We start from the raw sequence: 26,680 nt of genomic DNA, 5'->3' as shown, positions 1-26,680 counted from the left end.
GGATAAAAGTGGATGCCCCGCAAGAGGCAACATGGTAAAAAAGACAGCGTTAGAGGCGAGAAAACAGAGCGATAGAAAGAAATTTTAATGCAGGGATTCGTGCAGGGCAAAATCAAAAGCGCTTTGCGACTGACTGATTTTGTTGAATAGTGGCGGAGAGAGGGGGATTTGAACCCCCGGTAGAGTTGCCCCTACTCCGGTTTTCGAGACCGGTCCGTTCAGCCGCTCCGGCATCTCTCCGCTGTTGAGGTTGCTATAATGCCAGGTTCTTTGGCATTTTAATAGTTCCTGTCTCTTTAATTCAGTTCAAGTGACGACTTTGCGAGCAATATGATGTTTAAATGGCCCTGGAAAGTAGATGAAGAGTCCGGCAACGCGGAAATCCCCTGGGAAAAGGCGCTTGCCATCCCTGTATTAGCCAACCTCTCCGACCATGAGCAGCAGCAGCTGGCGCAAATGGCATCCCGCTTTTTGCAACAGAAGCGTCTGGTTGCATTACAGGGGCTGGAGCTCACTCCCCTACAGAGCGCTCGTATCGCGCTCCTGTTTTGCCTGCCGGTTCTCGAACTGGGCATCGAGTGGTTAGATGGTTTTCACGAAGTGCTTATCTACCCTGCCCCCTTCGTTGTCGACGACGAATGGGAAGATGATATCGGCCTGGTGCATAGCCAGCGAATCGTGCAATCAGGGCAAAGCTGGCAGCAAGGGCCCATTGTTCTAAACTGGCTGGACATTCAGGACTCCTTCGACGCTTCCGGTTTCAATCTGATTATTCATGAAGTGGCGCATAAGCTGGATACCCGCAATGGCGATCGCGCGAGCGGCGTGCCGTTTATCCCCCTGCGCGAGGTGGCTGGCTGGGAACACGATCTCCATGCTGCCATGAACAATATTCAGGATGAGATTGATCTGGTCGGTGAAAGCGCCGCCAGTATTGACGCCTACGCGGCCACCGATCCTGGCGAATGTTTCGCCGTGCTCTCTGAATACTTCTTTAGCGCGCCAGAGCTGTTCGCCCCGCGTTTTCCCGCGCTTTGGCAGCGTTTTTGCCTGTTCTATCGCCAGGATCCGCTGGAGAGATTACGTGAGAATACCCCACCGGATGACGGCAATAGCCCGGCAGTACACTAAAACAACGACCTGCACTAAATTTAGCCATTTGAATCAGCAAGTTAAATTTAATGTTGACACAAAAATCCGAGACCAGTAGTATTCGCCCCGTTCACACAATTCCTCTGTAGTTCAGTCGGTAGAACGGCGGACTGTTAATCCGTATGTCACTGGTTCGAGTCCAGTCAGAGGAGCCAAATTTGAAAAGCCTGCTTTTGAAGCGGGCTTTTTTATTTTCATTTTCTCCTCCACATCGGAAGAATTTTGAGGTCAAGCGGATTCGAGGACGGCGTGCCCACAGTGTCCCTTAACGCCTCAAAATCAGAAAATTAGTACCATCCGAAAAGCGCTTCTAATAGCATCCTGCCGCCACGCACTCATCCTGGTCAAACTCGCGTCATGGCTTCATCACGATCCGGCCAAGCGGTTTCGCTGTCTCAGCAAATTCGTGGGCCGCGGCAGCGTTAGCCAGGGGAAAGATGCGGTCAATGACAACCGTGACGCGCCCTGCTGCTACAGCCTGCAGCATCTCGTCCACGCTTGTTCGAACTCCATGTCTTGCAAAAAGAGGTCCCATGAATACCCCCATGAGCGTCTGGTTAGACTGCATTGCCGGCCATAAGTCGACAGTCAGACTGTCGCCGCCGGCATTACCGACGAAGACCAGACGTCCTTCCGGAGCGAGTGCAGAAAGCGAAACAGGCAACGTCGTTCCCACCGGATCGATGACGAGATCAACACCGGTGCCATGGGTGTACTGTCGGACACTGTCCACGATGTTATCCTTTGTACGATCCACAACATGATCGGCACCAAGTTCACGCAACCGACCTCGTCGCTGCGTTCCGCTTACCACGGCGATGACCGTTGCGCCTGCTTGTGAGGCAAGCTGAACGGCCGCGAGCCCTACGCCACCCGCTGCGGCCTGAATAAGAACGGTTTCTCCCTGCCGGAGCATGCCTCGTGTGAAAAGGCAATGATGCGCGGTTCCAAATGAAATCGGCAACGCTGCCGCTTCTGCCATTCCCACCCCATCGGGTATAAGCCAGGTGCGTTCCGCGGGCACGGCCCAACGTTCCGCATGCGATCCCTGCATGTGAAAAGCAGCGACTCTGTCCCCAACCGTACGGCTTCGGACTTTCGATCCGACGGCAACAACTGTGCCCGCGGCCGCGTAGCCAACGATCCATGAAGGAAGCGGCGGCGGCGTTGAACGGCGGTTGATCAAATCGCCACCCTCAATCGAGATAGCCTCGACAGAAATCAGGATGTCGTCGGGCCCTGTGACCGGCTCCGGGACATCGGCATATTTCAGGACGCCGGGAGCGCCTTCCACGTCATAGACCGCTGCTTTCATAAATTTTCCTCTGTCTTATCTTTCGACTGGCGGAAAAACCCGTCACGCGCAGGGCAGCCTGGCAATCACCTTAATCTCAAACTGGAATCCGTAAAGCCACGTCACGCCGATCCCGGTCAACGTAGGGTAAGGCGCTTCCCCCCAATATTCTGGCAGGATACTCCAGATAGCGTCGAGATTTGACTCGGGGTCGACAACAAAGAGGGTCACGTCAACCACGTCACCGAACGTGCAGCCCGCAGCCGCGAGAACAGCATTGAGATTATTGAATGCCAGCCTGACCTGCGCTTTTAGTTCGGGCTCAGGCGAACCATCCTCGCGGCTACCAACCTGCCCGGAAACGAACAGAAAACCGTTGGATTTGATGGCCGGGGAATAGCAATTGCGCTCATAGAGCGCCTGCCGACCGGTGGGGAAAACTGCATCGCGTGCCGTCATGTTTGTACCTCTGCAATGGGGCGAAATCAGCCCGGTGAACATAAGGACACTTTACAGGTGCAGGATCGGGCGGATAAACAAGCGACTTTGTCCATCATTGTTTGTAATATCCAAACAATCGGCGAAAAGGGAGGATTAGGAATGGATCGTTTCGATGCGATGCGCGCCTTTGCTCGCGTGGTGGAAGCAGGGAGCTTCACAAAGGCTGCCCAAACGCTTCATATGAGTAAAACCACGGTGACGCAGCTCATTCAGCAGCTGGAAGCGCGCCTGCGCGTCAAGTTGCTCCATCGCACCACCCGCAGGCTCGGCGTGACTGCCGATGGCGCGGTCTACTACGAGCGCGTCATCCGCCTGCTGGCGGACATGGAGGATGCTGAAAACAGCCTGTCCAGTGCGGCGATGACGCCCAGGGGACGGCTACGGGTGGATGTGCCCAGTCCGCTGGCCCGCCTAGTCCTGATACCGGCGCTACCGGCTTTCCACGCGCGCTACCCTGACATCCAGTTCGACATGGGCGTCAGCGACCGGGTGGTGGACCTGATCGGCGACAACGTGGATTGCGTCCTGCGCGGTGGCGACATCAACGACCAGTCCCTGATCGCGCGCCATGTCGGCGATTTGCAAATCGGCGTCTACGCCGCCCCTGGCTATGCGGAACGCCTTGGCGCCCCTGCGCACCCCCGAGAGCTGGAAAACACCGACCATCGCATAGTGGGATTCTTGTCCTCACGCACCGGTAAGATTGATCCTCTGGTCCTGCGCAGTGGGAGTGAACATATTGAAATCACAGGCCGCTATGTACTTGCCGTGGATGATGGCAACGCTTACCTCGAAGCGGGGCTCGCTGGCTTAGGCGTGATTGCGCTGCCAACCTATATGGCGGCAAAACATCGGGCCAGTGGCGCTTTAATTCCGTTATTTGAACAATGGCATATCAGTCCAATGCCATTGTACCTGGCGTTTCCGCCGAACCGCCATGTCAACGCCAAACTACGTGTTTTTATTGATTGGATCGTTGAATTGATGCAGCAGCATGTTCCCAATTCCAACAATAAGTAACGCCATCCCGGTCTGAGGATCCCTGTTTAAGAAACCCGGCAGCCATCGCGCAGCCGGGATCACCCCCTGCGGTGCCAGCGCAGCGCGTCGACCACCAGCGTAAACGCCGCCGGAAGATGCTGTCGGCCCGGGTAGTAAAGATAGTATCCCGGGAAATGAGGGCACCAGTCGGCAAGTAGCGGTACCAGTTCCCCCGTGGCGATATATTTCGCCGCTAAGTCATGAGGAACATAGGCAATCCCTGCTCCGTCCAGCGCGGCCTGAATCATCAGAAAGGTATTGTTGAAAACGGTTTGCCCGTCAACGCGAACGCGGGTCTTTTGACTTCCCTTTTCAAACTCCCAGGCGTAAAGCGCGCCGTGGGTGGGCAAACGCAAATTAACGCAGTTATGCGCCATCAGATCCTCAGGACGTCTTACTGCCGCCCTGCCGGCAAGATAAGCGGGGGCGGCAACCACCGCCATCTGCACATCGGGCGTGATGCGCACCGCAATCATGTCCTTATCCACCTGATCGCCCATCCGTACGCCTGCATCAAAACGCTGGGCGGCAATGTCGGTCAGCTCGTATCCGACGCTGAACTCAATATGAATATCCGGGTATTGCGTTAATAAAGGCCGCAGACGGGGCCACAGGACGGTGACGATGGCATGATCGTTGGCGGTAATGCGTACCGTTCCGGCGGGTTTATCTCGTGAAGCGCGCAGAGAAGCCAGTTCAGCTTCGATTTCATTCAGCCGCGGCGCCAGAACGGCCAGCAGACGGTTCCCGGCATCGGTTGGCGAGACGCTGCGCGTGGTGCGGATTAACAGCCTTACCCCGAGACGCGCTTCCAGAGCCAGCAGCGTATGGCTCAGCGCTGACCGGGAAACACCCAGAATCGCGGCCGCCCGGGTAAAGCTGCGCTCGTGAGCCACCGTGGCAAAAGCCTGCAGGTCGTTGAGTTTTTCTTTGCTCATCATTGGTGAATTCTGTGCACCAGTGTATTCATATTTGCGCATCTTATCATTTAATCAAACCTTCTCTACACTTTGTTCAACGAGTCGTAAGGGGCCGCTTAAAAGCCCAAAACTGAAATGTGGAGACATCATGAACCAACAATTTGACGGTAACGGTATCTTCCCTAAGGGGGAGAAAAACGAGGCCTATGCGCAGTATTTTCAGGGTACCAGCTACCTGAATATGCTCTCCACGGAAGGGGTCACTATCGGCAACGTGGTCTTCGAGCCCGGCTGCCGTAACCACTGGCATATCCACCATAAAGGCGGGCAAATTTTACTGGTGACCGGCGGTCGCGGCTGGTATCAGGAGTGGAATCAACCGGCGCGCGAGCTTACCGCTGGGGACGTCGTGAATATTCCCGCAGGCGTCAAGCACTGGCACGGCGCGGCCGCCGATAGCTGGTTTGCCCATATCGCCGTTGCCGTCCCTGCCGAAGGTGCGTCTAACGAATGGCTGGAGTCGGTCGCCGACGACGCCTATCGTCAACTGCCTTAAACATCGAAACAGCAGGGCTCGCCAGTTAATGCGCCCTGCTCTCATTCGGCGGTATGCGAAAATGCATCTTCGACTAATTGCCCGAGCCCCGGGGAAAACCGCTCATCGCCAGCAGCGCGCTTTGCAGCGAGGCGCTAAACATCTCCCCGTGAGACAGCCCGGGATAGGGCCACCAGTTGACCGCCACGCCATTTTTCTTGAGCAGGGAAACCGTCTGCAGAACGTTGCTCCGGATCTCTTCTGCCCCTGCGAAAGAGGCCCGCTGGGTCGCAACCGCCCCCTCCATCAGGTACAGGGACTTCCGGTTAAACGCATCCGCCTTCGCCGCGGCCATTTTTGCTAACAGCGAGGCGTTGCCCCGTCCCAGAGAAGGACTGGCAGAAAAATAGATTTGGAAGCGGGATGACGCCAGCCAGGCGTCAATGATGAATAATCCGCCATAGGAGTGCCCCCAGATAGCCCGCTGCTGAGGGTTGATAGCGATCCCGCGCTCAACTTTTTCCACGATGGTATTTTCTAATAGCTGGCGAAATGCCTCGCTGCCGCCGCTCTTCCGTCGGTCCCATCCGGCGTCGGCAGGATTCTCCTCTACTTTCGGCCGGTAGTCATAGGCTCGGGCAGGCTGATCGAAGGGCAAATTCGTTTGATAGCCGATGGCCACAATAACGGGCGGCGTTTTTTGCGTAAACGTCTCAAGCAGCGAGTCAGACAACCGGTCCATCACCGCGTTGCCGTCCAGGGCGTACAGAATCGGATACCCCTGCGCGGGCGGCGCCGCGTTCGGTATCGCCGTCCAGACCTTATAATGCCGTTCGCCATCAAGGGAGTCGAAATAAGCAACGTTGAAGTGATAATACGCGGAACCGCGGTCGGCGATATTCGGCCCCAGCGGGCGCATATCCGGCCTGGCGTAAGCGTTAATGCCATAAAGCGTGGAGACCAGCGCGGCGATAAAAATCCGCCCTTTCGGCGGAGAAGCAAAACAAAACTTGCGAAGCGACATCGGTTGATTGTTTCCAGCACACCCTCGGTAGTGATAATGATTGCTAATATCAATCTCAATTGCAAGCAACGAGGTTATCCCGGGAGCGGCGCGTTGCGCCTGCCCGGGGAACCCATCATCACATCACGGGTAGCCCGGCTCGCGCTGCGCTTAGCCGGGCTACCGGGAATGCCGCGTTCTGCTCAATATCAGGCCGTACGCCATCTCCGGGTCAGCGGCTTCTCGACTTCCACAATCAGGAACATCACAAAACCGATAATAAAGGTGATAACCCAGTAGCGGAACGGCAGCGCTTCGGTACCAAACAGCATCTGCATAAACGGCGCGTAGATAATCAGCAGCTGCAGCACCAGCAGCACCCCGCTGACAATCCAGATCCCCCGGTTCGCCAGCAGCCCTTTACTCAGCGAGAAGCCGTCCGCCACCCGGCAGTTGAGCATATAGAACCACTGGGCGGTAACCAGCGTCTGCAGCAGCACCGTGCGGATAAACTCAGGCGAATAGCCGCGCGGCTGTAGCCAGGCTTCAAGCACAAAGGCACTGACGGCAATCATCGAACCGACAAAAATCACCCGCCAGATAGCAAAGCCGTCCATTACGTGCAGTTTGGGATCGCGCGGCGGACGCCGCATGATGTTCTTCTCGCCCGCTTCGAACGCCAGGCCGAACGACAGCGTGGCGGAGGTCGCCATGTTCATCCACAGGATCAGCACCGGCGTCAGCGGAATTAAATTCCCCGCCAGCAGCGCAATAATGATCAACAGCCCCTGCGCCAGGTTGGTCGGCATAATGAAGAGAATGGTTTTCTTCAGGTTGTCGTATACCCGACGCCCTTCCCTGACGGCGCTGGCGATGGTGGCGAAATTATCGTCGGTCAGCACCATATCCGCGGCCTCTTTGGTCACTTCGGTGCCCTTAATCCCCATCGCGATACCGACATCGGCCTGCTTCAGCGCCGGGGCGTCGTTCACGCCGTCGCCGGTCATCCCGACCACCTCTTTCCTGCTTTGCAGCGCCTGCACCAGGCGGAATTTATCTTCCGGGCTGGTACGCGCGAAAATATCGAATTTCTGCGCCGCTTCGCTGAGCTGGGTATCGTCCATCACCTCCAGTTCTCTGCCGGTGATGGCGTTTTCCGCATTGCCGATCCCCAGCATCTTGCCGATGCTCATCGCGGTTTGCGGGTGGTCGCCGGTGATCATCTTCACGCGGATCCCGGCCTGCAGGCAGTCGCCGATCGCCGTAATCGCCTCCGGTCGCGGCGGATCCATCATCCCGGCAACCCCCAGCAGAATGACGCCCTGCTGCAAATCCTCATGGCTAAGCTCCGTTTGCCCGTCGGCTGCCGGTTTCCACGCCGCCGCCACCATCCGCAGCCCTTCCCGCGCGTACTCTTCGATTTTCGCTTCCCAGTAAGGCTGATCGAGCGGCGCCAGGCCATGGTCGGTTTGCTGATGCTGACACAGACGGAACAGGACATCGGGCGCGCCGGTAATCAAAATCATCTCTTCATCGCCGATGCGGTACAGCGTCGACATATATTTATACTGTGAATCGAAGGGGATTTTGCTGCGCAGCTCGGTGTTGACCGTCGGGAGCGGGACTTTCGCCGCCAGCACCTTCAGCGCCCCTTCGGTCGGGCCGCCGGTAATTTTCCACAGCCCGCTTTCGTCTTTGATAAGCTGACTGTCGTTACACAGATCGATAGTGCGCAGATAGCGTTCCAGCAGCGTGCCGGGGGCAACGGTTATCGGATCGGGCTCATCGATCGGATGAATATTCCCTACCGGTTCGTAGCTGTCGCCCTCCACCCGATAAACGTTATCGGCGGTAATAACGGCCTTCACCGTCATCTCGTTCATGGTCAGCGTTCCGGTTTTATCCGAGCAGATCACCGTCATCGCCCCGAGGGTTTCCACTGTGGGCAGCTTGCGGATAATCGCCTTCTGACGGGCCATGGTTTGCACGCCGAGCGAGAGGATTATCGAGATAATCGCCGGTAAACCTTCCGGCACCGACGCCACCGCGAGGCTAATCAACGACAGCATCAGCTCAGAAACCGGCATATCGCGGAACAGCAGGCTGAAGACAAACAGCGCGGCCATCATCACCAGAATGATGATAAAAATGGCTTTGCCGAGCTTATCCATTTGCACCAGCAGCGGCGTACGGTGTTTTTCGATATCCGACATCATCTGGTTAATATGGCCCAGCTCGGTATCGCCGCCGGTGGCGACCACCAGGCCTTTTCCGCCGCCCGAACTCACCGTGGTGCCGGAAAACAGCAGATTGGTACGATCGCCTAGCGGCAATTCGCCGCTGAGCGCCTCAGTGCTTTTCTCCACCACCGTAGATTCGCCGGTCAGAATCGCCTCTTCCACCCGCAGGTTATGCGCTTCGATCACCCGCAGGTCGGCGGGAATGCGATCGCCTGCGCGGATGACGACGATATCGCCGGGGACCAGAGCGGTGGTCGGGATCGTTTCATGGTTGCCCTGACGAATAACCACCGCCTCGCTGGAGAGCATGTTGCGAATGCTCTGAAGCGATTTTTCCGCATTGCTCTCCTGGATATGGCCGATCAGGGCGTTAATCACCGCCACGCCGAGGATCACCAGGGTATCCACCCAGTGCCCCATGACCGCCGTCAGCAGCGCCGCCGCCAGCAGCACATAGATAAGCACATCGTTAAAATGCGCCAGAAAACGCAGCCACGCCGGCTTTCCCGCCTTTTGCGGCAGCGCATTTTCGCCATACTGCTGCAAACGCGTCGCCGCCTCGGCGCCGCTGATGCCCTCCGGAGTGCTGTTGGTGCTGGTCAGGGTTTCTTCTACGGAGAGCTGATAGAACGGGCCGCCCGGTTTTTCTGTATTCATAGTTATCTCCTCACTCCTGTAACGGAAATCAGAACAGCCTCAGGCCGCCCTTAACGCACCACAAAAACCGGAACATGGGCATAGCGAACGATTCCTGCCGCCTCCGACCCCAGCAGATGCGTCTGAATATTCGGGTTGCGCGAACCGATGATCACCACATCCGCTTTCAGTTCATCGGCCAGTTTGGTCACCTCATCGCGAATGTTGCCGCTGCGAATGTGAATCTGAATATCCTTTTCCGTCAGCGCGAGTTTCTTGATCAGCTCTGCCAGCTTTTCCTTAGCAGTATTAATCAGATAGTCTTCCATTTTTCGTGCATCGGAAATAAAACCGCGCGTCAGCACCGGAGAAAAAGAGGGAATGATGTGTACCAGATGAATCTGTCCCGAAGAGCTTTGCGCAAGGAATTGGGCGTGGGACAAGGCCTTGTCCGCCAGACCGATTTCAAACACATCAACCGGCACGAGGATATTTTTATACATAGAGACAATCCTTTTATTACCTATAAAAAAAGGTGGTGAAAACAGCCCGGGCAATGGCGCTGAGGAAAAGATCTCAAGAACAAAATCTGCAAGACGTGTAGGTATAATTAAACGTAGCACACCACGATAAACATTATTAAGTCGCCAATTAATATATTGAAAAATATCAAAGAGTCAGGCGCAGCCAGACAATTCGACTACAAACCCGGTAAAATCGTCGCCATTGCCGTAATTTTTGCTCTTTTTAACATTTCCGTTTTACTACGACTATCCTCATTATCAGTGGCTTGTTCGCTTTCTGTCGCCCCACAATAATTATTACGATAAGAATTTACTTAGCTAAGCGTTAGCGCTAAAGGAGGAACGATGTTCGGTTACAGTCTGTTTCGCCTGAGCCTGTTTATTGCCCTGGCAATAATCGCCTGTACGGCTACCGGGTTAATTACCTATTTCGTTGTCTCGGCCCTCGCTGAATAAATACAGCGATTGTGAATAATATGTAAAACATAGCCTTTTACTTCGAGGGGAATACAGTGAACCGTTATTTTTCTCTCATTCCGCTTGTTATTTTAATAACAACGGCTTGCGATCGGAAAGCGCCTGAAATTACGCCGTTACCGCGGATGGTCAAAGTTGCCGAGGTGGTGGCTATCGGTGATGCGCAGCAGCGCGTATTTCCCGCCCGCATTGAGTCCGGGGACTCCACCGATTTGTCTTTCAAACGCGGCGGGCAGATTGAATCGCTTGATGTGCGTCAGGGAGCCGCTATTACTCAGGGGCAAACCCTTGCCCGCCTCAGCGCGCGGGAAGCGCAGCAGCGGGTGAATGAGCGGCAAACCGCTGCCACCCTCGCCCAGCGGCAGTTCGATCGCTTCCAGACGCTGGCCGGGCGTCAGGCGATTTCAAAGGCGGAAATGGATATCCAGCGGGCCAACCGCGACGCCGCTAACGCCGCGCTGAAAATCGCCCGCGAAGAGCTGTCGCAAATGACGTTGACCGCCCCGTTCAGCGGCGTCGCCGCCAACGTGCCGGTACGTAACCACCAGGTTGTCGCCGCCGGACAGCCCATTGTGACCCTGACGCGAACCGATCTGCTCGACGTGGTGTTTAGCGTTCCGGAAAATCTCTTTACCGCGCTCGATATTCGCAACGCGCAGTATCGTCCTGTCGTCAAAATTAACGCCATGCCGGACCGCCAGTTTACCGCTGAATATAAAGAGCACACCGGCAGCAGCGACAGCAATACGCTCACCTGGCAAATCATCCTGACCATGCCGAGGCCGGCCGACTTCCCCGCGGTGGGCGGCGTTAGCGGAACGGTGACAATCAACCTGGCGAACCTGCCCGCCAGCGCCGGTCAAAACGCGGTGGTGGTGCCGGTTGAAGCGGTGTTTAACCCAGATAATCGCCCGCGCAATGAGCCCCACGTCTGGGTGGTACAGGGAAGCGGCGACCAGCTCAAGCTGGAAGAGAGAAAAGTCGGCGTGGGCCCGGTGACCTCTCAGGGCGTGGTGATTACCGAAGGGCTCAGCGTCGGCGAGCGCGTAGTGGCGGCAGGCGTCAGCGAATTACATGCGCAACAGCCGGTTCGTATCTGGACGCGTGAACGAGGTTTGTAATGGATATTTCCCGCCAGTTTATTAACAACCCGGTCCGCGTCTGGCTGACCATTTTGCTGCTGGGCATCGGCGGGATCTTCGCTCTGCTGAATATTGGCCGCCTGGAAGATCCGGCGTTTACCATCAAAACCGCGGTGGTGGTCACCCACTATCCCGGCGCGTCGGCGCAGCAGGTGGAAGAAGAAGTCACCCTGCCGCTGGAAAACGCGCTGCAGCAGCTGCCGTATCTCGACAACGTCAGCTCAATTTCCTCCAACGGCCTGTCGCAAATTACCGTCAATATCGCCTCGCGCTACCACTCCCGCGAGCTGCCGCAAATCTGGGATGAACTGCGCCGCCGGGTGGGCGACGCCGCCCGCCAGTTTCCTCCCGGCGTCGCCGCTCCGTTTGTGAACGACGATTTTGGCGATGTCTTTGGCTTCTTCTTTGCCCTCTCCGGCGAGAGCTTTACCAACCCTGAGCTGGTTCGCTATGCCGAGCAGCTGCGTCGCGAACTGGTGCTGGTCCCCGGCGTCGGCAAAGTCGCCATCGGCGGGGCGATCCCCCAGCAAATCAACATCGATATCTCGCTGGCGAAAATGGCCGCCCGCGGAATCACGCTCAACCAGCTGGCGGCGATACTGAGCAGGTTGAACGTGGTGTCTAACGCCGGTGAGATTAAATCCGGCAGCGAATCGATTCGCCTGCATCCCACGGGCGAGTTTGCCAACCTCGACGAGCTTGGCGACCTGTTAATCAGCCCGCACGGCTCGGCAACGGCGACGCGGCTGCGCGATATTGCCACGCTCTCGCGCGGGCTGAGCGAATCGCCTTCCAGCATTTACCACGCCAACGGTCGACAGGCGGTCACTATGGGGGTGTCGTTTATACCCGGGGTTAACGTGATTGACGTTGGCCGCGCGCTGGAAAGCAAGCTGGAGCAGATGTCGGCGGAAAAACCGGCCGGGATCAACATTGACCTGTTCTACGATCAGGCGGCGGAAGTCGCCCATTCGGTCAACGGCTTTATCACCAACTTCCTGATGGCGCTGGCGATTGTGGTTGGCGTGCTGCTGATCTTTATGGGCGTACGCAGCGGCATTATTATCGCCCTGTCGCTGGCGCTCAACGTGCTCGGTACGCTGCTGATCATGTACCTGTGGGGTATCGAGCTGCAGCGTATCTCGCTGGGGGCGTTGATTATCGCCCTGAGCATGCTGGTCGATAACGCGATCGTCATCGTCGAAGGCGTGCTGATCGCCCGCCAGCAGGGGTCAACGCTGCTCATGGCGATTAACTATGTGATCCGCCGTTCGGCGCTGCCGCTGCTGGGGGCCACGGTGATTGCTATTCTCGCCTTTGCGCCGATTGGCCTGTCGCAGGACTCGACCGGCGAATACTGTAAATCGCTGTTCCAGGTGCTGCTGATTTCGCTCATGCTGAGCTGGTTCTCGGCGCTGACCATTACCCCGGTGCTGATTAAATGGTGGCTGTTTAAAAATCAATCGCAGCCGGTGGCGCAGGCCGACGCCAATCCGTACGGCGGGCGATTTTACCGTCTGTACCAGCAGGCTCTGCGTGCTCTTCTGCTGCGCAAAACCATTACGCTGACCGTCATGGCGGCGCTGCTGGCCGCCGCTATCTGGGGATTCGGCTCGGTGCGGCAAAACTTTTTCCCCTCTTCAAACACGCCCATTTTCTTTGTCGATCTCTGGCTACCCTACGGTACCGATATCGCGACCACCGAAAAGATGACCAGCGATATTGAGACCACCATTAACGGCCAGCCGGGCGTGGTCACCACCGTGGCCACCGTCGGTCAGGGCAGCATGCGGTTTATCCTCACCTACAGCGGGCAACGGCAGTACAGCAACTATGCGCAAATCATGGTGCGCATGGACGACCAGCGCAGCATTGCCGCCCTGACGCAGCACGTGGATCGCTATATTGCGCGCAACTACCCGCAGGTGAACGCCAGCACGAAACGCGTGATGTTCGGTCCCTCCGGCGACAGCGCCATCGAGGTGCGGATTAAAGGTCCGGACCCCGACCGTCTGCGCCTGCTCGCCAGCCAGGTTGGCGATATCCTCTCCGCGGACCCGGCCACCGACGGCGTTCGCAACGACTGGCAAAACCGTAGCAAAGTTATTCGTCCGCAGTACTCCCCCGCGCTTGGGCGCGAGCTGGGCGTTGATAAACAGGATATTGATAACGCCCTGGAGATGAACTTCTCCGGCAGCCGCGTTGGATTGTACCGTGAGGGGGCCGACCTGCTGCCGACGATCGTCCGCCCGCCCGCCGCCGAGCGCCAGGACGCGAATCACCTGAATAACGTGCTGGTCTGGAGCCAGAGCCGCCAGCAGTATATTCCGCTCAGTAACGTGGTCAGCGGCTTTCACCTTGAATGGGAAGATCCGCTGATTCTGCGCCGCGATCGCAGCCGGGTGCTGACGGTACAGACCGATCCCGACCCGCTCAGCCACCAGACGTCGGGGGATATCCTGTCCCGCGTGAAGCCGCAGATTGATGCGCTCGCTCTGCCGCACGGTTACAGCATTGAGTGGGGTGGCGATGCGGAGAACTCCAGCGAGGCGCAGCAGGGGCTGTTTACTACCCTGCCGCTGGGTTACCTGGTGATGTTTGTCATCACCGTCCTGATGTTCAGTTCGCTGAAAAATGCGATCGCCATCTGGCTGACCGTGCCGCTGGCGCTGATTGGCGTTACGCCGGGCTTTTTAATTACCGGGATCCCTTTTGGATTTATGGCGTTAATCGGTCTGCTGAGCCTGAGCGGAATGCTGATCCGTAACGGCATCGTGCTGGTAGAAGAGATTGAACAGCAGAAACAGGAAAAAGCGCAGCAGGAGGCGATTATTGATGCCGCCACTTCGCGTCTGCGCCCTATCCTGCTGACGGCGTTTACCACCGTGCTCGGCCTGGCGCCTTTATTACTCGACGTTTTCTTCCAGAGCATGGCGGTCGTTATCATGTTTGGTCTGGGTTTTGCTACTATTCTGACGCTGCTGGTTCTGCCGGTAATCTACGCCTGTTTCCACAATCAGAATATGAAGCGACAACCATGAACAGTACCGGATTAAATATTATTAAAACGCTGGGATGCATGACGGCGGTGACCTTCTTCACCATTTACAACACCTGGGATAGCTATGATTATGACTATCACTGGATCCTCGGGTTTTTGACGTTTATTTCCACTATCGCCACGCCGCTGTTTTTTGTGGTGGCGGGCTATCTGGATTCACAGTCTCGCCACGACTCACAATGGCAGTTGGGCAAAATCAAAAGCGTGGTGATCGTCTTTCTGTTCTGGATGACGGTGTACTATCTCTGGGAGCCCTACCAGCGCGGCTATCTTATCCAGCCGTGGTTTGTATTTGCGTTTATCGTCATTTACACCTTTCACCCGGTTATCGAGTGGCTCAGCCAAAGACGCACAGCGTTCTTTGCCGCGGTGTTCACGCTGCTGCTGCTCTCGTATGGTTACGATCTTTTGTCCGCGCTGTACCCGAATGTTCATGCGCTGAGCCTGGCGCCGCAGTACCGCCTGTGGACCTGGCTGCTGTTTTATCTGACCGGTCAGCTCTTCAGCGACCCGCTGGTCGCCGACTGGCTCAGGCGAGAAAAAGTGGTCAAAGGCGCGATGATCGCCATTCCGTTTATTTACCTTTTTACCTGGTTTTACGAGCGGCATTTCTTTTTCGCCCTGTTTAAGGCCGACAGAAATGCGTTCATTCTGACCGGTTCACAAATCTATATTCTGGTGGTTGCGCTGGTTATTGCCGCCAACGGCGTGCGGTTTCGCAAAAACAGCGAGTTTAAAGAGACCCTTCTCGCCACCATTAGCAAAACGATGACCGGCGTCTATATTCTCCACTACTCCGTTTTTCACCTGCTCACCGCGTTTATCCCGATTAACTCGCTGGGGACAAAATTAATGCTGATTGTCCTTACGTTTATCACTTCGGTACTGATTTCGATGCTCGCGCTGTCCAATTCGGTGGTCAAAAAAGTGATTACGATTTGACGATCGCCGGTTCAGCTCATGGCCGCCTGCGCATTTAAAAACCGTAGCGCAGCCAGGCAAACAGTACGTTGCCGTTATTATAGGTGCCGGGAATATAGGTGAACTGCACGCTCAGACGGCGGTAGCTGGCGGAGAAGAGCGGCAAAATAATCGGCAGAGGTACGTAGTTGGCAAAGTCATCGCGGGCGGTGATCCCGGCGGTGACGCCAAGACCCAGGCGAAATTCACGACGGCTATCAAGATACCAGCCCTTTTCCCAGCCGTAGCCGACAATCGGCTGCCACTCGTTGTGCGAATCTTTGAACATCATGGCGTAGAGCGAGCTCCAGTTACCCTCCGCGTTATATCTGGAAACGCCGAAACCTCCGCCCCACGGCATTTCATTATAGTTATCCGTTTTCTCTTTATCGTACATAAAGCGGTTGTGCCAGCTGAGAAACGGCAGATATAAATCGTAGTTTTGCGGCTCATTCCAGGTCTGCGAGACGTCGTTTTTCAACCAGCTCCACCAGCCGCTGATGCGCTGCTCGCCATAGACCTTCGTTTCAGCCTGTACCGACAAGGCGAAAATAAACGCTATTCCCCACGCTAGCCGCAGACAACGTCGCATCGTTTTATCCTTAAAGAAAGTCGCCCGGTGTTCATTCAGTTTGGGAACAAAAAACAGGCTTTGCAAATATCAACCAACAAATTTTCTGCACCGTCCCGGGCTAATTGCAAGTCCAGTTAAACGCCCGTTTCAGGACAGAGAGCGCCGCCGCGGTGATTTCATTTCCTTGCTGCTGGGATTATGATGGCGCTAATTATCCTTTCTGCCCGCAGTGATTGAGAAATAGATGGACTTCATCAGCATTATTATGTCGGCGGGGAAAACCTCCGTCGATGTGGCGCTTTATACGCTGTTGCCAATCATGGTCGTCATGCTCATCGTGATGAAATATCTGGAGGTCCGCGGGGTACTGGACGCCATCGTTCGCTGGCTCGCCCCGCTGCTTAAGCCGTTCGGCTTAACCGGGATGAGCGCTTTTGCCCTGATTCAGATGAATTTTGTCAGCTTCGCCGCCCCGCTGGCGACCCTCGCGATTATGGACAAACGCGGCGCTTCGGACCGGCATATGGCCGCCACGCTGGCGATGCTTTTCGCCATGGGTCAAGGCAACGTTTTCTACCCGTTAACGCCCTTCGGCCTGCACTGGCTGGCCTCAATCATCATTTCGATTGTCGGCGGGCTGTGCGCCGCCGCGGTCACCTGGCATATCGCCGGCCGCAGGCTATCGATGGTTGAAAACGTGCGGGCCGACGCGCTGCCTGAGGCGGAGCAAAATAGCCAGGGGATTATCGCCGTTATCAACAGCGCCGGTGCCGACGCCATCCGCCTGGCCCTCGGCGCGGTGCCCATGCTGATCCTGTCGCTGGCCATCGTCGGATTTATGCAGGCGGCAGGCCTGATTGAGATGCTTCAGCGCCTGCTGCTGCCGCTGCTGCTGTGGCTGAATATTCCGGTTAACTTCGTGCTGCCGGCGCTGGTCAAATGCGTTGCCGGCGGTACGGCCTATTTCGGCGTGGTCTCCGAGCTCGTCCAGCAGGGTAAAGCCACCGTAAGCCAGATCAACGCCTCGGCGGGCCTGCTAGTGCAAACGTTCGATCTTCCCGGCATCGGCATCTTTCTGGGCGTCAGCTCGCGCTTCGTACGCCTGTTCCGCTTCGCCGCGATTGGCGCTATCGCCGGGATCGCCATCCGCACCGTGATGCACCTCACGCTATTCTGAGGCCGCCGCCTGCGAACGGAGACAGGCAGCGATATCCGCCTGCTCGCTACAGGCGATATGATGGTTAATGCGCGCCATCATCCACGGGAAAAACGGGTTGGACGTGACGCGCATCAGCGTATCCAGCCCGACGCTCAGGGTTGAGGTTTCCCCGCGCAACGAGATCGTGCCGATGCTGATCCCGTAGCGATTTTTCTCCGCCGGTTCGCGGCCATAGAGCGAGTCGGTCAGCGGGAACGGCACCGCCACGTGCGATAGTGAATACATATCCTGCGGCCAGGCGATATGCAGCGGCGTCACGGTTTCGCTTCGCGTCCCGGCAAGCGTGGTGCGGGCCACCGTCTCGTAGGTGTCGGGCGCGGCGTTGGTAATCACCGTGGTGCCGTAGGGCCGAGGCGCCGGCGGCAATAACGTATTCACCGCCGAATAGAGCGAGGGACGAAATAGGGCGCGCAAATTCGCCGCCTGGTTAATGTCGAAAATCACCAGTTCGCTACCGTTATCCGGCAGATAACGATAGAGCGAATCCACCACCGCCCGGGTGCTCACCGTTGAATCCATCACCGACTGAAAAGTTAACACCGGCGCCAGTTCAGAAAGCCGCTGACGCTGCGCTTCCTGCACGATTTGCTGCTGCAGCGCCTGCGACAACAGCCATGACTGCCTTGCCGCCTTCACCGGGAACGAATTGTATTTATAGGGATTAAACTCCGGGACGACGTTCAGCCACGCCGCGCGGGCGAAAGCCGGAAATACAGAAGGTAAACCGGCCAGCCCGGCAAAACGCGCAAACGCGGTAACGCCAATCATCGGCGACAGCAGGATGACCTGCTGCGGCCGCCGCAGCGACTTATCTTCCAGGCTATCGAGGGCGTATTTTAGCGCCAGCGCCCCGCCGTTGGAGTAGCCCACCACGTGCAGCGGCGCGTCATCCCCCACCAGCCGCGTCGCTTCGCGCACCGCAAGCCGGGTTGTCGCGATCCACTCTTCGCGGTCCACCGCGGTGAGCGCGCCGGGGGCGGTACCGTGTCCAGGCAGCCGCGGCGCGACGGCAACAAATCCCAGCTGCTGATAGCGCTGCGCCAGATAATGTACGCTGTAGGGCGAATCCGTCAGGCCGTGCAGCAGCACCGCCGCGCCGCGCGGTTTGCCCTGCGGCAGCAAAATAAAGGAGCGGTTCCAGTCGGGATGAAACTTATCCGGATAGACCAGGCTTTGCGCGTAAAAGCGGTTAATGGCCGTTTTTTCATCGTCGCTCAACGTGTCGGTAATGCTGCTTTTCATATCGCGGAAAATCGCCGCTTCCCGCGTCTGGTATTCGGCAAAAGTGGCGCGGTCAATCTCGCTGGCGCTCATTTCATTCGCCGTCCAGGTATGCCAGCGGTGCAGCGCCGGACCGCGCTGCGATTCGTAAATACGGCCAATAAAAAAGACGATCACGACCACCAGCAGCCCAATGATGGCTTTTTTCGCCACCGAGACTAATCTTAATCCCGACTTATTCAGCAGCCGGGTAAAACGCATCATTGCCATATTTCTGTCCGAATTATCTCTTTAGCTGCCAGGGCGGGCTATTATGCAGAAGGAATCCGATCCTGCGATTCACTTATTAAACATAGACTAAACCAACCGCCTGTTCTTATTGTCAGATGAGGAGCAAACATGAATTATCGCCGGAGTGTAACAGGTCAGGAATAAACAAATGGAATGGTGGATTAAGAAACTACGCGAGGCCTCGACGTCTACACATACCCACGCGGTTCTGCAAAGCGGCCAGCTAACCATCATTGCGGAACTCACTTCCTGCGGCCGGCGTCTACAGGAGGGCGATAAGCTGACGCCGTTGGCTAACGCCCTGTACTGCATTAACGACAATAAGTCGATCACCCTAAAAGTGCTCAACGCCACGCATTTCAGCGCTGAACGCTGGGGCGCCATCGCGAATATCACCGCGCATTAATCGACATCCCCAGCATCAACTGGTTCTAATCTCAGTACTTTCTCAACTAAGCGGGTTAAATTGTCCTGCGCCTTTTTCAGTCTGTGACATACTAAGCAAAACGTCAGCAGAGCAGAAACAAGGAGTACGTCATGAATCAGAAAGCCGCCAGGCTGACCCCAGAACAGGCGCTTACGCAGCTCGAAGCGCTCTATGAAAAATCGGTCAATGCGCTGCGTAAAGCCCTCGGCGATTATATTCACCAAAATATCCTCCCCGAGAATAGCGCCCGTGCGGAAGGACTGTTCGTTTACCCGCAGCTGTCGGTATCATGGGACGGAGCGGAACATAAAGCGTTAAAAACCCGGGCCTGGGGTCGCTTCACCCATAGCGGTTGCTATACCACCACCATCACCAACCCTAAACTGTTTCGCGCCTATCTGCTGGAGCAGCTCACCATGCTGTATCAGGATTACGATGCCGCGATTACCGTCGGGCTGTCGCAGCATGAGATCCCCTATCCGTACGTTATTGATGGCTCTGAACTCACGCTCGATCGCTCAATGAGCGCCGGCCTGACGCGTTTTTTCCCCACCACCGAGCTGTCGCAAATTGGCGATGAAACCGCCGATGGCCTGTTTCATTCGACGGAATACTATCCACTTTCCCACTTCGACGCCCGCCGCGTCGATTTCTCGCTGGCGCGCCTGCGCCACTATACCGGCACGCCGGTTGACCATTTCCAGCCGTATATGCTGTTTACCAACTACACCCGCTACGTCGATGAGTTCGTGCGCTGGGGCTGTAGCCAAATTCTCGATCCCGAGAGTCCCTATATCGCCCTCTCCTGCGCGGGCGGGATCTGGATAACGGCGGACACGGAGGCGCCGGAGGAAGCGATTTCCGATCTGGCGTGGAAAAAGCATCAGATGCCCGCCTGGCACCTGATAACCAAAGACGGACAGGGGATCACGCTGATTAATATTGGCGTCGGCCCGGCAAATGCCAAAAATATCTGCGACCATCTGGCGGTGCTGCGTCCGGACGTCTGGCTGATGATTGGCCACTGCGGCGGCCTGCGTGAAAGCCAGAATATCGGCGACTACGTGCTGGCCCATGCCTATCTGCGCGACGACCACGTGCTGGATGCGGTGCTGCCGCCGGATATCCCTATTCCGAGCATCGCCGAAGTTCAGCGCGCGCTCTACGACGCCACGAAGCAGGTCAGCGGCATGCCGGGCGAAGAGGTAAAACAGCGGCTGCGTACCGGAACGGTGGTCACCACCGACGATCGCAACTGGGAGCTGCGCTACTCGGCCTCAGCGCTGCGCTTTAACCTCAGCCGCGCGGTGGCTATCGATATGGAAAGCGCAACCATTGCCGCCCAGGGCTATCGCTTCCGCGTCCCCTACGGCACCCTGCTGTGCGTCTCCGACAAACCGCTGCACGGCGAGATTAAGCTGCCGGGACAGGCTAACCGATTCTATGAAGGGGCCATTTCCGAACATTTGCAGATTGGTATTCGGGCGATTGACCTGCTGCGCGCCGAAGGCGACCACATGCATTCGCGCAAGCTGAGAACCTTCAACGAACCGCCGTTCCGCTAAGCGCTGATATCATACGAGCAGAATACACTCAGTCCGGATCGCGTGAAATATTTACGCGGCCACCAGCCGGACTGAGCGTTATAAAATAAAGCGTTTATTTTTGTTAGGGGTAAAAATTCTCAGAACACATCCATACGTGTATATCCGCGCAATATTATTCCCACTATGAAAATCAACAAATAAACATTTTATTAACATGTCAGTATTATTTTCCCTGTGGTCATAAAACGCCCAGTCGAGGGCTGATTAATACTTGAACTGAGTCTCGTAACCTATTAAATTAATTACATAAATTCACATGGAACAAAAAAGCGGTACAAAATAGCCAGCGCCAGGGAGAGATCAAAATAATCAAAGAGTTACCTATGGGCGCTACTCTACTCTGGAATCATCCTTTAATAGCGACAGGTTGTTTGCAACAAATGCCTTGTTACTAAATTACCAGAGATAAAATTGCGCATGTCGACAGTAAGCAACCATGAATATGCTTATCTATCGCGACCGGCAATGTACTATTTTCGTAAAAGTATGGACGACAGCTTTATGAAATTAACCGTAGGGAATATCCGCCTGTTTATTTTATTAGCAACTCTTTTTTTCTGGACTGCCGCGATCGGGCTAATTTCCCTTATTGTATCCTGGTTTTAAGACCCTGACGATGCGCAGGGAATGTTCTTCTGCGCCCCGGCGTTGCCACCATCGTGGCTATGGAATAGAAAGCAAAAAGCCCGCTTAAGTTTCCTTAAGCGGGCTTCTTAAATATGGCTCCTCTGACTGGACTCGAACCAGTGACATACGGATTAACAGTCCGCCGTTCTACCGACTGAACTACAGAGGAATCGTTTGAACGAGGCGCATATTATCGATGGCGCCTCACCTTGTCAAAGGCTGTTTTCACATTTCAAACCGTTTGCCGAATAATTCTCCACTTTGGGCGAAAAGTCCCGTTTCCCCCACCGCATGTTACGTTTCTTCAACCTGCGCGCGGGTCTCGTCGGCCTGCGCTTTCGTTCGCGGATACTTCCACAGCCAGCGCCCGCTGACCATCCGGCAGTAAAACAAAACGCCGCGCACCGCCCAGTCAAGCACCATACCCAGCCAGACGCCGATCACCCCCATTCCCAGCACAATCCCCAGCGTGTAGCCCGCCACCACGCGACAGCCCCACATGCCGAGCATTGAGACCCACATAGTGTAACGCACGTCGCGCGCTCCTTTAAAGGCGCACGGCAGCGTCCAGGCCATCGCCCAGATCGGCATAAAGAAGGCGTTCAGCCACAGCAGCTCTTTCACCACCACTTTGACGTCCTCTTCGCTGGTATAGAACGAGGCGATCAGGCCGGCAAGCGGCGCGGTTCCCCAGGCGATCGCCGTCAAAATGATGGTCGACAGCCAGAAGACGTGCCACGCCTGACGCTCCGCCTGAGCGATCTGCCCTTTTCCGAGGCGTCGGCCGGTGATAATAGTCGATGCTGAACCGAGCGCGTTCCCCGGCAGGTTGATCAGCGCGGCCACGGAGAAAGCGATAAAGTTACCGGCAATCACGTTGGTCCCCATCCCGGCAACAAACATCTGCGTCAGCAGCTTACCGCCGTTGAACAAAACCGATTCAATGCTGGCGGGGATCCCGATGCCCATCACTTCCCAGATAATGGCGAAGTTAAACGGCTTAAAATAGCTCTTCAGCGAAATGCGCAGCGCCGGGTTAAAACCGATCATTAGCACCCAAATGGTGGCCACCGCGCCAATGTAGCGGGCAATCGTTAATCCCAGCCCCGCCCCGACAAACCCCATGCCGGGCCACGAGAAAATGCCGTAAATCAGGATGCTGCTGATAATAATATTGAGGATATTCATCCCGCCGTTGATCAGCAGCGGAATTTTGGTGGTCCCGGCGCCGCGCAGCGCGCCGCTGCCGATCAGGGCAATTGCCGCCGCCGGATAGCTCAGCACCGTCAGCTCCAGATAGGTCAGCGCCAGAGCTTTTACCTCTTCTGTCGCATCCCCGGCGACAAAATTAATGATTTCCGCGCCGAAGGCATGGATGACCGCCGCGAGAATAATCGAGAACAGGGTCATTATCGCCAGCGACTGGCGCGCTGCCGCCCTTGCCCGCCGCCGGTCCCGTTTGCCCAGGCTAAACGCCACCACCACGGTCGTACCGAGGTCGATGGCGGCAAAAAAGGACATGATCACCATATTGAAGCTGTCGGCCAGGCCTACTCCCGCCATGGCCTCTTTACCGAGCCAGCTGACCAAAAAAGTACTCAACACGCCCATCAGCAATACGCAGGCGTTTTCCAGCAAAATGGGGACCGCAAGCGGGCTGATTTCACGCCAGTAGAGGACGCGATAGCTCTTGCGTTTTTTAAACCAGGACGTGCGTTCGACGGACTGGCGTAATGCGGCGGTGACGTTCAAGGGAGACCTTAGTGAGAAAAGTTGAAACTACATTTCAAATGATGATAGAGAAAAGCTAATCCTGCAAAGCATTTTTCCCGATAAATTGTCGATAATGGCGACAATTTGTTGATGGATGCGCCAGTTGAGCCTCGGACGGCGAATAGATGTTTGACAAAAGTTTTTTCGCCGCTAAGATACGACTCCACAACGATTCCTCTGTAGTTCAGTCGGTAGAACGGCGGACTGTTAATCCGTATGTCACTGGTTCGAGTCCAGTCAGAGGAGCCAAATTCTTGTTTTCATGCCTCTTTGCGAATCCTTATGTGAGTTAGATTCAATAAGTTAGCGTGAAAAATCTTCCCGATGCATTTTCATTTCCCCCTCCGCATCGGGCAAGATTGGTGGTCTGAGTCAGAGAACCACGCCTCCCGTCTGCTTGCCAGCATGAACAATCATATATTTCCTGTGATTGGACACTTGCCGGTAGCTGAACTGAAACCTCGTCACTTTATCGACCTGCTGAAAGGCATTGAGCAAAAAGGCCTGCTGGAAGTCGCAGCACGTACCCGGACATCATGCGTCATGCCGTGCATCAGGGAATGATTGAGAACAATCCGGCGTCGAATCTCGAAGGTATCATCGCAGCATCGGTTAAACGACACTACCCAGCCCTTCCCCTTGAACGACTACCCGAACTGTTGAACCGAATTGATGGTTATCGTCAGGGACGGGAATTAACCCGGCTGGCTGTTTCTCACACCCTGCATGTCTTTATTCGCTCCAGCGAACTGAGGTTTGCCCGCTGGACGGAAATAAGTTTCAAAAACAAAATCTGGACTATCCCCACCACACGAGAGTCGATCCCCGGAGTCCGCTATTCCGACAGGGGGACGAAAATGCGTACGCCACATATTGTGCCGCTGTCACATCAGACCATCGGCATACTGAAGCAGATAAGAGAAATCTCCGGTGATCAGGCGCTGCTGTTCCCCAGCATCAGTAAACCATCCAGACCAATGAGTGAAAATACGGTTAATAAGGCGCTGCGGCTGATGGAATATAATACTAAAGAGGATGTCTGCGGTCACGGATTCCGGGCAATGGCCTGTAGCGCCCTGATAGAATCAGGTCTCTGGTCACAGGATGTGGTTGAGCGTCAGATGAGCCATCAGGAGCGCAATAGCGTTCGGGCAGCATACATCCACAAGGCGGAGCATCTGGAAGCCCGCAAGGCGATGATGCAGTGGTGGTCAGATTATCTGGACAGATGCAGAGAGGAATTCGTGCCATCCTATATTTTGGGCCATCAGCAGTCCAAAGTCTGAACTTCGGTATATACCGATTGATAAGCTTGAAAAAGGGCTCAGCTAATGAGCCCCGTTTAAAACTAAATACTTCGCATATATAGTTAAAACACCATCAGCTTCATACAGAGCTTGGTTTTTAGTGACAGAATTGAGCAGAATATTGAATTTTAACGCTCACAAATCAAGCACAATTGCATCTGTGTTGGGGGTCAAGTATTTATTCCTAACGCCGCCAGCAATGTACTGATTTTAGGCGAACGATGGCACGATTTTGCATAAATTAATGAAAGCGGAATCGAAGCCTCGGAGTATTCTTGTAGTAGCTCGACCAGTTTACCGTTTTCCAGATATTTACCGACCGCAAAGTCCATTAAATGGAATACAGCATATGCACCTCGTCTCGTGCATAGATCAACTCCACATAGAAAAGACGACGGCTTTGGTACAACCTCTCTGGTGTCTCATTACGTCAAGTCAGGTTACCCAGCCCCATGCCGACCATGATGGCCACGTCGTATTCACAACCTTTGGCTGAGTGGATCGTCAGCAAATTGAGGTGCATCAATAGCCTCGGTAACGGAAATTTCGGCGGTCCCGGCATAGAAACCCCATCTACATCCCTTTAAGCCCTCAACCACACCAAAGCATCATGGAACCAAGGTCGTCGACCGCCTGCGTACGTACCCACTTGCCGGTACTTCAGTGATCTGTACAGAAATATCCACCTTTTGTTGCTGCAAAACAGGCTCGAAAATATCAGCAAGCACATCCAGCAGCGTACCGCTGATCGCCCGCCGCTGCTCATCATCTCCGGCCTTTCCGGACACGGTCGAAACATTCAGGTGGATGAATTCCTGAGGTTCATTGCAGTCACCAATGAAGTAGTCGTCGTACCGAATAAGTCGTGTCTTGACCAAGTCCAGTCGCAATCCGGATACCTCGACGAGCGCCTGATGAATGAATCGCCACGGATAACCTAGACACTTCTGAGTCGTTGATAATATAGGTTTTCATATTCAACTGGTGGCATCTGCTCGCTCGAACCATGCCGACGCTTACTGTTATAAAACATTTCGATGTAATCAAAAATATCGCTTCTGGCTTCGTCTCTAGTTCCGTAGATCTTTTTCTTAATCCGTTCGCGCTTCAGTAGCTGGAAAAAGCTTTCCGCAACCGCATTGTCGTGGCAGTTTCCGCGACGGCTCATGCTGCCTTCCAGAGCGTGTGATTTCAGGAACGACTGCCACTCATGGCTCGTGTACTGACTGCCCTGATCAGAGTGAACCAGTACCTGCTTTTGAGGATTACGCCTCCACACCGCCATAAGTAATGCGTTCAGGACAATCTCTTTTGTCATTCGGGGTTGCATTGACCAGCCGATAACTTTTCGGGAGAACAGGTCAACCACCACGGCCAGATACAACCAGCCTTCGTGGGTTCGGATGTAGGTTATGTCCGTAACCCAACGTTCATCCGGTGCTTCCGGGTTGAACTGCCGCTGGAGCTTGTTGGGCGTCACAATACTGGCTTCACCTTTACGCGCCCGTGGACTTCGGTATCCGACCTGAGCCTTTATCCCCACACGTTGCATCAACCGCCAGACTTTGTTTACACCGCATTGTTGCCCGGAATCCCGCAGATCGAGATAGATCTTGCGATAGCCATAAACACAGCCCGACTCCAGCCAGAACTGCTTAATATGTCCCGTCAGCTTCAGGTCAGCATGAAACCGTCGTGAATGTGGCTGCTTAAGCCAGGCGTAAAACCCACTCGGATGCACATCCAGCACCTGGCAGAGCAGACGGACAGGCCAGCAACGATTGTTGTCACGGATAAAGGCGTACCTCAGTCGGACAGCTTTGCGAAGTACGCCGCGGCTTTTTTTAATATATCCCGTTCGTCAGTAACCCGCTTTAACTCCTTCTGGAGTCGGCGGATCTCGGCCTGAGCATCTGACTGTTCATTATTAGTGGAAGAATCCGGACCGTACTTCTTTATCCAGGCGTAAAGGCTGTGGGTGGTGATATCGAGACGAGTTGCAACGCTGGAAACAGAATGACCACGATCAACAACCTGTTTGACTGCTTCAATTTTAAACTCTTCAGGATAACGCTTACCGCTCATGGGCACCTCTCTTTAAGTCATCTTAAATGACTCTGGGGTGTCTGTTAAACCCGTGGCGATTCA

At 55.3% G+C, this 26,680-nt stretch carries 21 protein-coding genes, 4 tRNA genes and 2 pseudogenes; 12 read left to right on the top strand and 15 right to left on the bottom strand.

Going from position 1 to position 26,680, the window contains the following annotated elements; all coding sequences use genetic code 11:
- Positions 1-150: 150 nt before the first annotated feature.
- A tRNA-Ser gene (locus tag F8562_RS17255) sits at positions 151-240 on the bottom strand.
- A 90-nt stretch (positions 241-330) separates the two neighbouring features.
- Between F8562_RS17255 and mtfA the strand changes: the two genes are divergently transcribed.
- Together mtfA and F8562_RS17245 are read left to right on the top strand one after the other, a co-directional pair.
- A complete protein-coding gene (gene mtfA, locus F8562_RS17250; protein WP_161505340.1) occupies positions 331-1,131 on the top strand; it encodes a DgsA anti-repressor MtfA in 801 nt (266 codons plus the stop codon).
- A 100-nt stretch (positions 1,132-1,231) separates the two neighbouring features.
- Positions 1,232-1,307: transfer RNA gene (locus F8562_RS17245), tRNA-Asn, on the top strand.
- A gap of 200 nt (positions 1,308-1,507) precedes the next feature.
- Here the strand turns inward: F8562_RS17245 and F8562_RS17240 are convergent.
- Entirely contained in the window at positions 1,508-2,467 is a 960-nt protein-coding gene (locus F8562_RS17240) for a quinone oxidoreductase family protein (RefSeq protein WP_014838857.1), read from the bottom strand.
- A gap of 42 nt (positions 2,468-2,509) precedes the next feature.
- Positions 2,510-2,905 carry a RidA family protein gene (locus F8562_RS17235; RefSeq protein WP_014838858.1) on the bottom strand — a complete coding sequence of 132 codons (396 nt, stop codon included), beginning with the start codon at positions 2,903-2,905 and terminating at the stop codon, positions 2,510-2,512.
- 141 nt (positions 2,906-3,046) lie between these two features.
- Between F8562_RS17235 and F8562_RS17230 the strand changes: the two genes are divergently transcribed.
- Complete coding sequence (locus tag F8562_RS17230; RefSeq protein WP_032720329.1) at positions 3,047-3,967, top strand: LysR family transcriptional regulator; 921 nt, start codon at positions 3,047-3,049, stop codon at positions 3,965-3,967.
- Positions 3,968-4,026: 59 nt separating this feature from the next.
- Here F8562_RS17230 and F8562_RS17225 read toward each other — a convergent pair whose 3' ends face one another.
- Positions 4,027-4,929, bottom strand: a complete 903-nt coding sequence (locus F8562_RS17225) for a LysR family transcriptional regulator (RefSeq protein ID WP_014838860.1) — start codon at positions 4,927-4,929, stop codon at positions 4,027-4,029.
- 127 nt (positions 4,930-5,056) lie between these two features.
- Here F8562_RS17225 and F8562_RS17220 point away from each other — a divergent pair, with 127 nt between their 5' ends.
- Positions 5,057-5,464, top strand: coding sequence for a cupin domain-containing protein (locus tag F8562_RS17220; RefSeq protein ID WP_014838861.1), 408 nt, complete (start codon positions 5,057-5,059; stop codon positions 5,462-5,464).
- A 73-nt stretch (positions 5,465-5,537) separates the two neighbouring features.
- On the opposite strand, the gene F8562_RS17215 is transcribed toward F8562_RS17220, so the two are convergent.
- The 3 genes from F8562_RS17215 to F8562_RS17205 form a co-directional block, all read right to left on the bottom strand.
- Positions 5,538-6,467 (bottom strand): alpha/beta hydrolase, encoded by a 930-nt coding sequence (locus F8562_RS17215; RefSeq protein WP_014838862.1) that lies wholly within the window; start codon positions 6,465-6,467, stop codon positions 5,538-5,540.
- A 188-nt stretch (positions 6,468-6,655) separates the two neighbouring features.
- Entirely contained in the window at positions 6,656-9,343 is a 2,688-nt protein-coding gene (locus F8562_RS17210; RefSeq protein WP_014838863.1) for a cation-transporting P-type ATPase, read from the bottom strand.
- Between the two features lie 50 nt (positions 9,344-9,393).
- On the bottom strand, positions 9,394-9,825 hold the full coding sequence (locus tag F8562_RS17205; RefSeq protein WP_014229901.1) for a universal stress protein: 432 nt from the start codon (positions 9,823-9,825) through the stop codon (positions 9,394-9,396).
- Positions 9,826-10,358: 533 nt separating this feature from the next.
- Here F8562_RS17205 and F8562_RS17200 point away from each other — a divergent pair.
- The 3 genes from F8562_RS17200 to F8562_RS17190 are packed head-to-tail and all read left to right on the top strand — an operon-like array spanning position 10,359 to position 15,468.
- Positions 10,359-11,444, top strand: a complete 1,086-nt coding sequence (locus tag F8562_RS17200) for an efflux RND transporter periplasmic adaptor subunit (RefSeq protein ID WP_014838864.1) — start codon at positions 10,359-10,361, stop codon at positions 11,442-11,444.
- Positions 11,444-14,506, top strand: coding sequence for an efflux RND transporter permease subunit (locus F8562_RS17195; RefSeq protein ID WP_014838865.1), 3,063 nt, complete (start codon positions 11,444-11,446; stop codon positions 14,504-14,506). The genes F8562_RS17200 and F8562_RS17195 overlap by 1 nt, the downstream gene beginning before the upstream one ends.
- 38 nt (positions 14,507-14,544) lie before the next feature.
- Positions 14,545-15,468: an acyltransferase gene (locus F8562_RS17190; RefSeq protein WP_162140813.1), complete on the top strand. Its 924-nt coding sequence runs from the start codon at positions 14,545-14,547 to the stop codon at positions 15,466-15,468.
- Positions 15,469-15,502: 34 nt separating this feature from the next.
- Here the strand turns inward: F8562_RS17190 and pagP are convergent, their stop codons facing one another.
- Positions 15,503-16,078 (bottom strand): lipid IV(A) palmitoyltransferase PagP, encoded by a 576-nt coding sequence (pagP, locus tag F8562_RS17185; RefSeq protein WP_014229905.1) that lies wholly within the window; start codon positions 16,076-16,078, stop codon positions 15,503-15,505.
- 226 nt (positions 16,079-16,304) lie between these two features.
- Here pagP and F8562_RS17180 point away from each other — a divergent pair, with 226 nt between their 5' ends.
- Positions 16,305-17,237 carry a nucleoside recognition domain-containing protein gene (locus F8562_RS17180; RefSeq protein ID WP_014229906.1) on the top strand — a complete coding sequence of 311 codons (933 nt, stop codon included), beginning with the start codon at positions 16,305-16,307 and terminating at the stop codon, positions 17,235-17,237.
- Here F8562_RS17180 and F8562_RS17175 read toward each other — a convergent pair.
- Positions 17,229-18,770, bottom strand: a complete 1,542-nt coding sequence (locus F8562_RS17175; RefSeq protein ID WP_094909341.1) for an alpha/beta hydrolase — start codon at positions 18,768-18,770, stop codon at positions 17,229-17,231. The genes F8562_RS17180 and F8562_RS17175 overlap by 9 nt on opposite strands.
- 169 nt (positions 18,771-18,939) lie before the next feature.
- Between F8562_RS17175 and F8562_RS17170 the strand changes: the two genes are divergently transcribed.
- Both F8562_RS17170 and F8562_RS17165 read left to right on the top strand, forming a co-directional pair.
- Positions 18,940-19,197, top strand: a complete 258-nt coding sequence (locus F8562_RS17170) for a histidine kinase (protein ID WP_014229908.1) — start codon at positions 18,940-18,942, stop codon at positions 19,195-19,197.
- 131 nt (positions 19,198-19,328) lie between these two features.
- Positions 19,329-20,783 (top strand): AMP nucleosidase, encoded by a 1,455-nt coding sequence (locus tag F8562_RS17165; RefSeq protein ID WP_094909343.1) that lies wholly within the window; start codon positions 19,329-19,331, stop codon positions 20,781-20,783.
- 762 nt (positions 20,784-21,545) lie between these two features.
- Here the strand turns inward: F8562_RS17165 and F8562_RS17155 are convergent.
- The 3 genes from F8562_RS17155 to F8562_RS29790 form a co-directional block, all read right to left on the bottom strand.
- A tRNA-Asn gene (locus tag F8562_RS17155) sits at positions 21,546-21,621 on the bottom strand.
- A gap of 125 nt (positions 21,622-21,746) precedes the next feature.
- Positions 21,747-23,204, bottom strand: a complete 1,458-nt coding sequence (locus tag F8562_RS17150) for an EmmdR/YeeO family multidrug/toxin efflux MATE transporter (protein WP_014229916.1) — start codon at positions 23,202-23,204, stop codon at positions 21,747-21,749.
- A gap of 8 nt (positions 23,205-23,212) precedes the next feature.
- A complete protein-coding gene (locus F8562_RS29790) occupies positions 23,213-23,392 on the bottom strand; it encodes a DUF5951 family protein (protein ID WP_219538927.1) in 180 nt (59 codons plus the stop codon).
- A gap of 6 nt (positions 23,393-23,398) precedes the next feature.
- Here F8562_RS29790 and F8562_RS17145 point away from each other — a divergent pair.
- Together F8562_RS17145 and F8562_RS17140 are read left to right on the top strand one after the other, a co-directional pair.
- A tRNA-Asn gene (locus tag F8562_RS17145) sits at positions 23,399-23,474 on the top strand.
- 123 nt (positions 23,475-23,597) lie between these two features.
- A pseudogene (locus tag F8562_RS17140) lies at positions 23,598-24,511 on the top strand (tyrosine-type recombinase/integrase); the annotation flags it as partial.
- 358 nt (positions 24,512-24,869) lie between these two features.
- Here the strand turns inward: F8562_RS17140 and F8562_RS17135 are convergent.
- The 3 genes and pseudogenes from F8562_RS17135 to F8562_RS17125 form a co-directional block, all read right to left on the bottom strand.
- A pseudogene (locus F8562_RS17135) lies at positions 24,870-25,052 on the bottom strand (3'-5' exonuclease); the annotation flags it as partial.
- Positions 25,053-25,140: 88 nt separating this feature from the next.
- The gene (locus tag F8562_RS17130; RefSeq protein ID WP_224393886.1) at positions 25,141-25,452 is read right to left on the bottom strand and encodes a hypothetical protein; all 312 of its coding nucleotides are present in this window, start codon (positions 25,450-25,452) and stop codon (positions 25,141-25,143) included.
- Positions 25,453-25,469: 17 nt separating this feature from the next.
- A protein-coding gene (locus F8562_RS17125) for an IS3 family transposase (protein ID WP_094909581.1) occupies positions 25,470-26,617 on the bottom strand; the annotation gives its coding sequence in 2 pieces (ribosomal slippage) (positions 25,470-26,380 and positions 26,380-26,617; 1,149 coding nt in all).
- Positions 26,618-26,680: the final 63 nt, after the last annotated feature.

This window comes from Klebsiella sp. RCJ4, assembly GCF_009025755.1.
Lineage (GTDB): Bacteria > Pseudomonadota > Gammaproteobacteria > Enterobacterales > Enterobacteriaceae > Klebsiella > Klebsiella michiganensis.
Note: the sequence above shows the minus strand (reverse complement) of the source record. Positions and strands in the feature narration are given on the sequence as shown.

Bases quoted from the DNA above. Each gene is read 5' to 3' on its own strand.
- F8562_RS17180 (WP_014229906.1), top strand. From the start codon at position 16,305: ATGGACTTCATCAGCATTATTATGTCGGCGGGGAAAACCTCCGTCGAT.
- F8562_RS17165 (WP_094909343.1), top strand. From the start codon at position 19,329: ATGAATCAGAAAGCCGCCAGGCTGACCCCAGAACAGGCGCTTACGCAG.
- F8562_RS17205 (WP_014229901.1), bottom strand. From the start codon at position 9,825: ATGTATAAAAATATCCTCGTGCCGGTTGATGTGTTTGAAATCGGTCTG.
- F8562_RS17235 (WP_014838858.1), bottom strand. From the start codon at position 2,905: ATGACGGCACGCGATGCAGTTTTCCCCACCGGTCGGCAGGCGCTCTAT.
- F8562_RS17240 (WP_014838857.1), bottom strand. From the start codon at position 2,467: ATGAAAGCAGCGGTCTATGACGTGGAAGGCGCTCCCGGCGTCCTGAAA.
- F8562_RS17195 (WP_014838865.1), top strand. From the start codon at position 11,444: ATGGATATTTCCCGCCAGTTTATTAACAACCCGGTCCGCGTCTGGCTG.
- F8562_RS17210 (WP_014838863.1), bottom strand. From the start codon at position 9,343: ATGAATACAGAAAAACCGGGCGGCCCGTTCTATCAGCTCTCCGTAGAA.
- F8562_RS17230 (WP_032720329.1), top strand. From the start codon at position 3,047: ATGGATCGTTTCGATGCGATGCGCGCCTTTGCTCGCGTGGTGGAAGCA.
- pagP (WP_014229905.1), bottom strand. From the start codon at position 16,078: ATGCGACGTTGTCTGCGGCTAGCGTGGGGAATAGCGTTTATTTTCGCC.
- F8562_RS17220 (WP_014838861.1), top strand. From the start codon at position 5,057: ATGAACCAACAATTTGACGGTAACGGTATCTTCCCTAAGGGGGAGAAA.
- F8562_RS17175 (WP_094909341.1), bottom strand. From the start codon at position 18,770: ATGGCAATGATGCGTTTTACCCGGCTGCTGAATAAGTCGGGATTAAGA.
- F8562_RS17225 (WP_014838860.1), bottom strand. From the start codon at position 4,929: ATGATGAGCAAAGAAAAACTCAACGACCTGCAGGCTTTTGCCACGGTG.
- F8562_RS17190 (WP_162140813.1), top strand. From the start codon at position 14,545: ATGACGGCGGTGACCTTCTTCACCATTTACAACACCTGGGATAGCTAT.
- F8562_RS17170 (WP_014229908.1), top strand. From the start codon at position 18,940: ATGGAATGGTGGATTAAGAAACTACGCGAGGCCTCGACGTCTACACAT.
- mtfA (WP_161505340.1), top strand. From the start codon at position 331: ATGATGTTTAAATGGCCCTGGAAAGTAGATGAAGAGTCCGGCAACGCG.
- F8562_RS17215 (WP_014838862.1), bottom strand. From the start codon at position 6,467: ATGTCGCTTCGCAAGTTTTGTTTTGCTTCTCCGCCGAAAGGGCGGATT.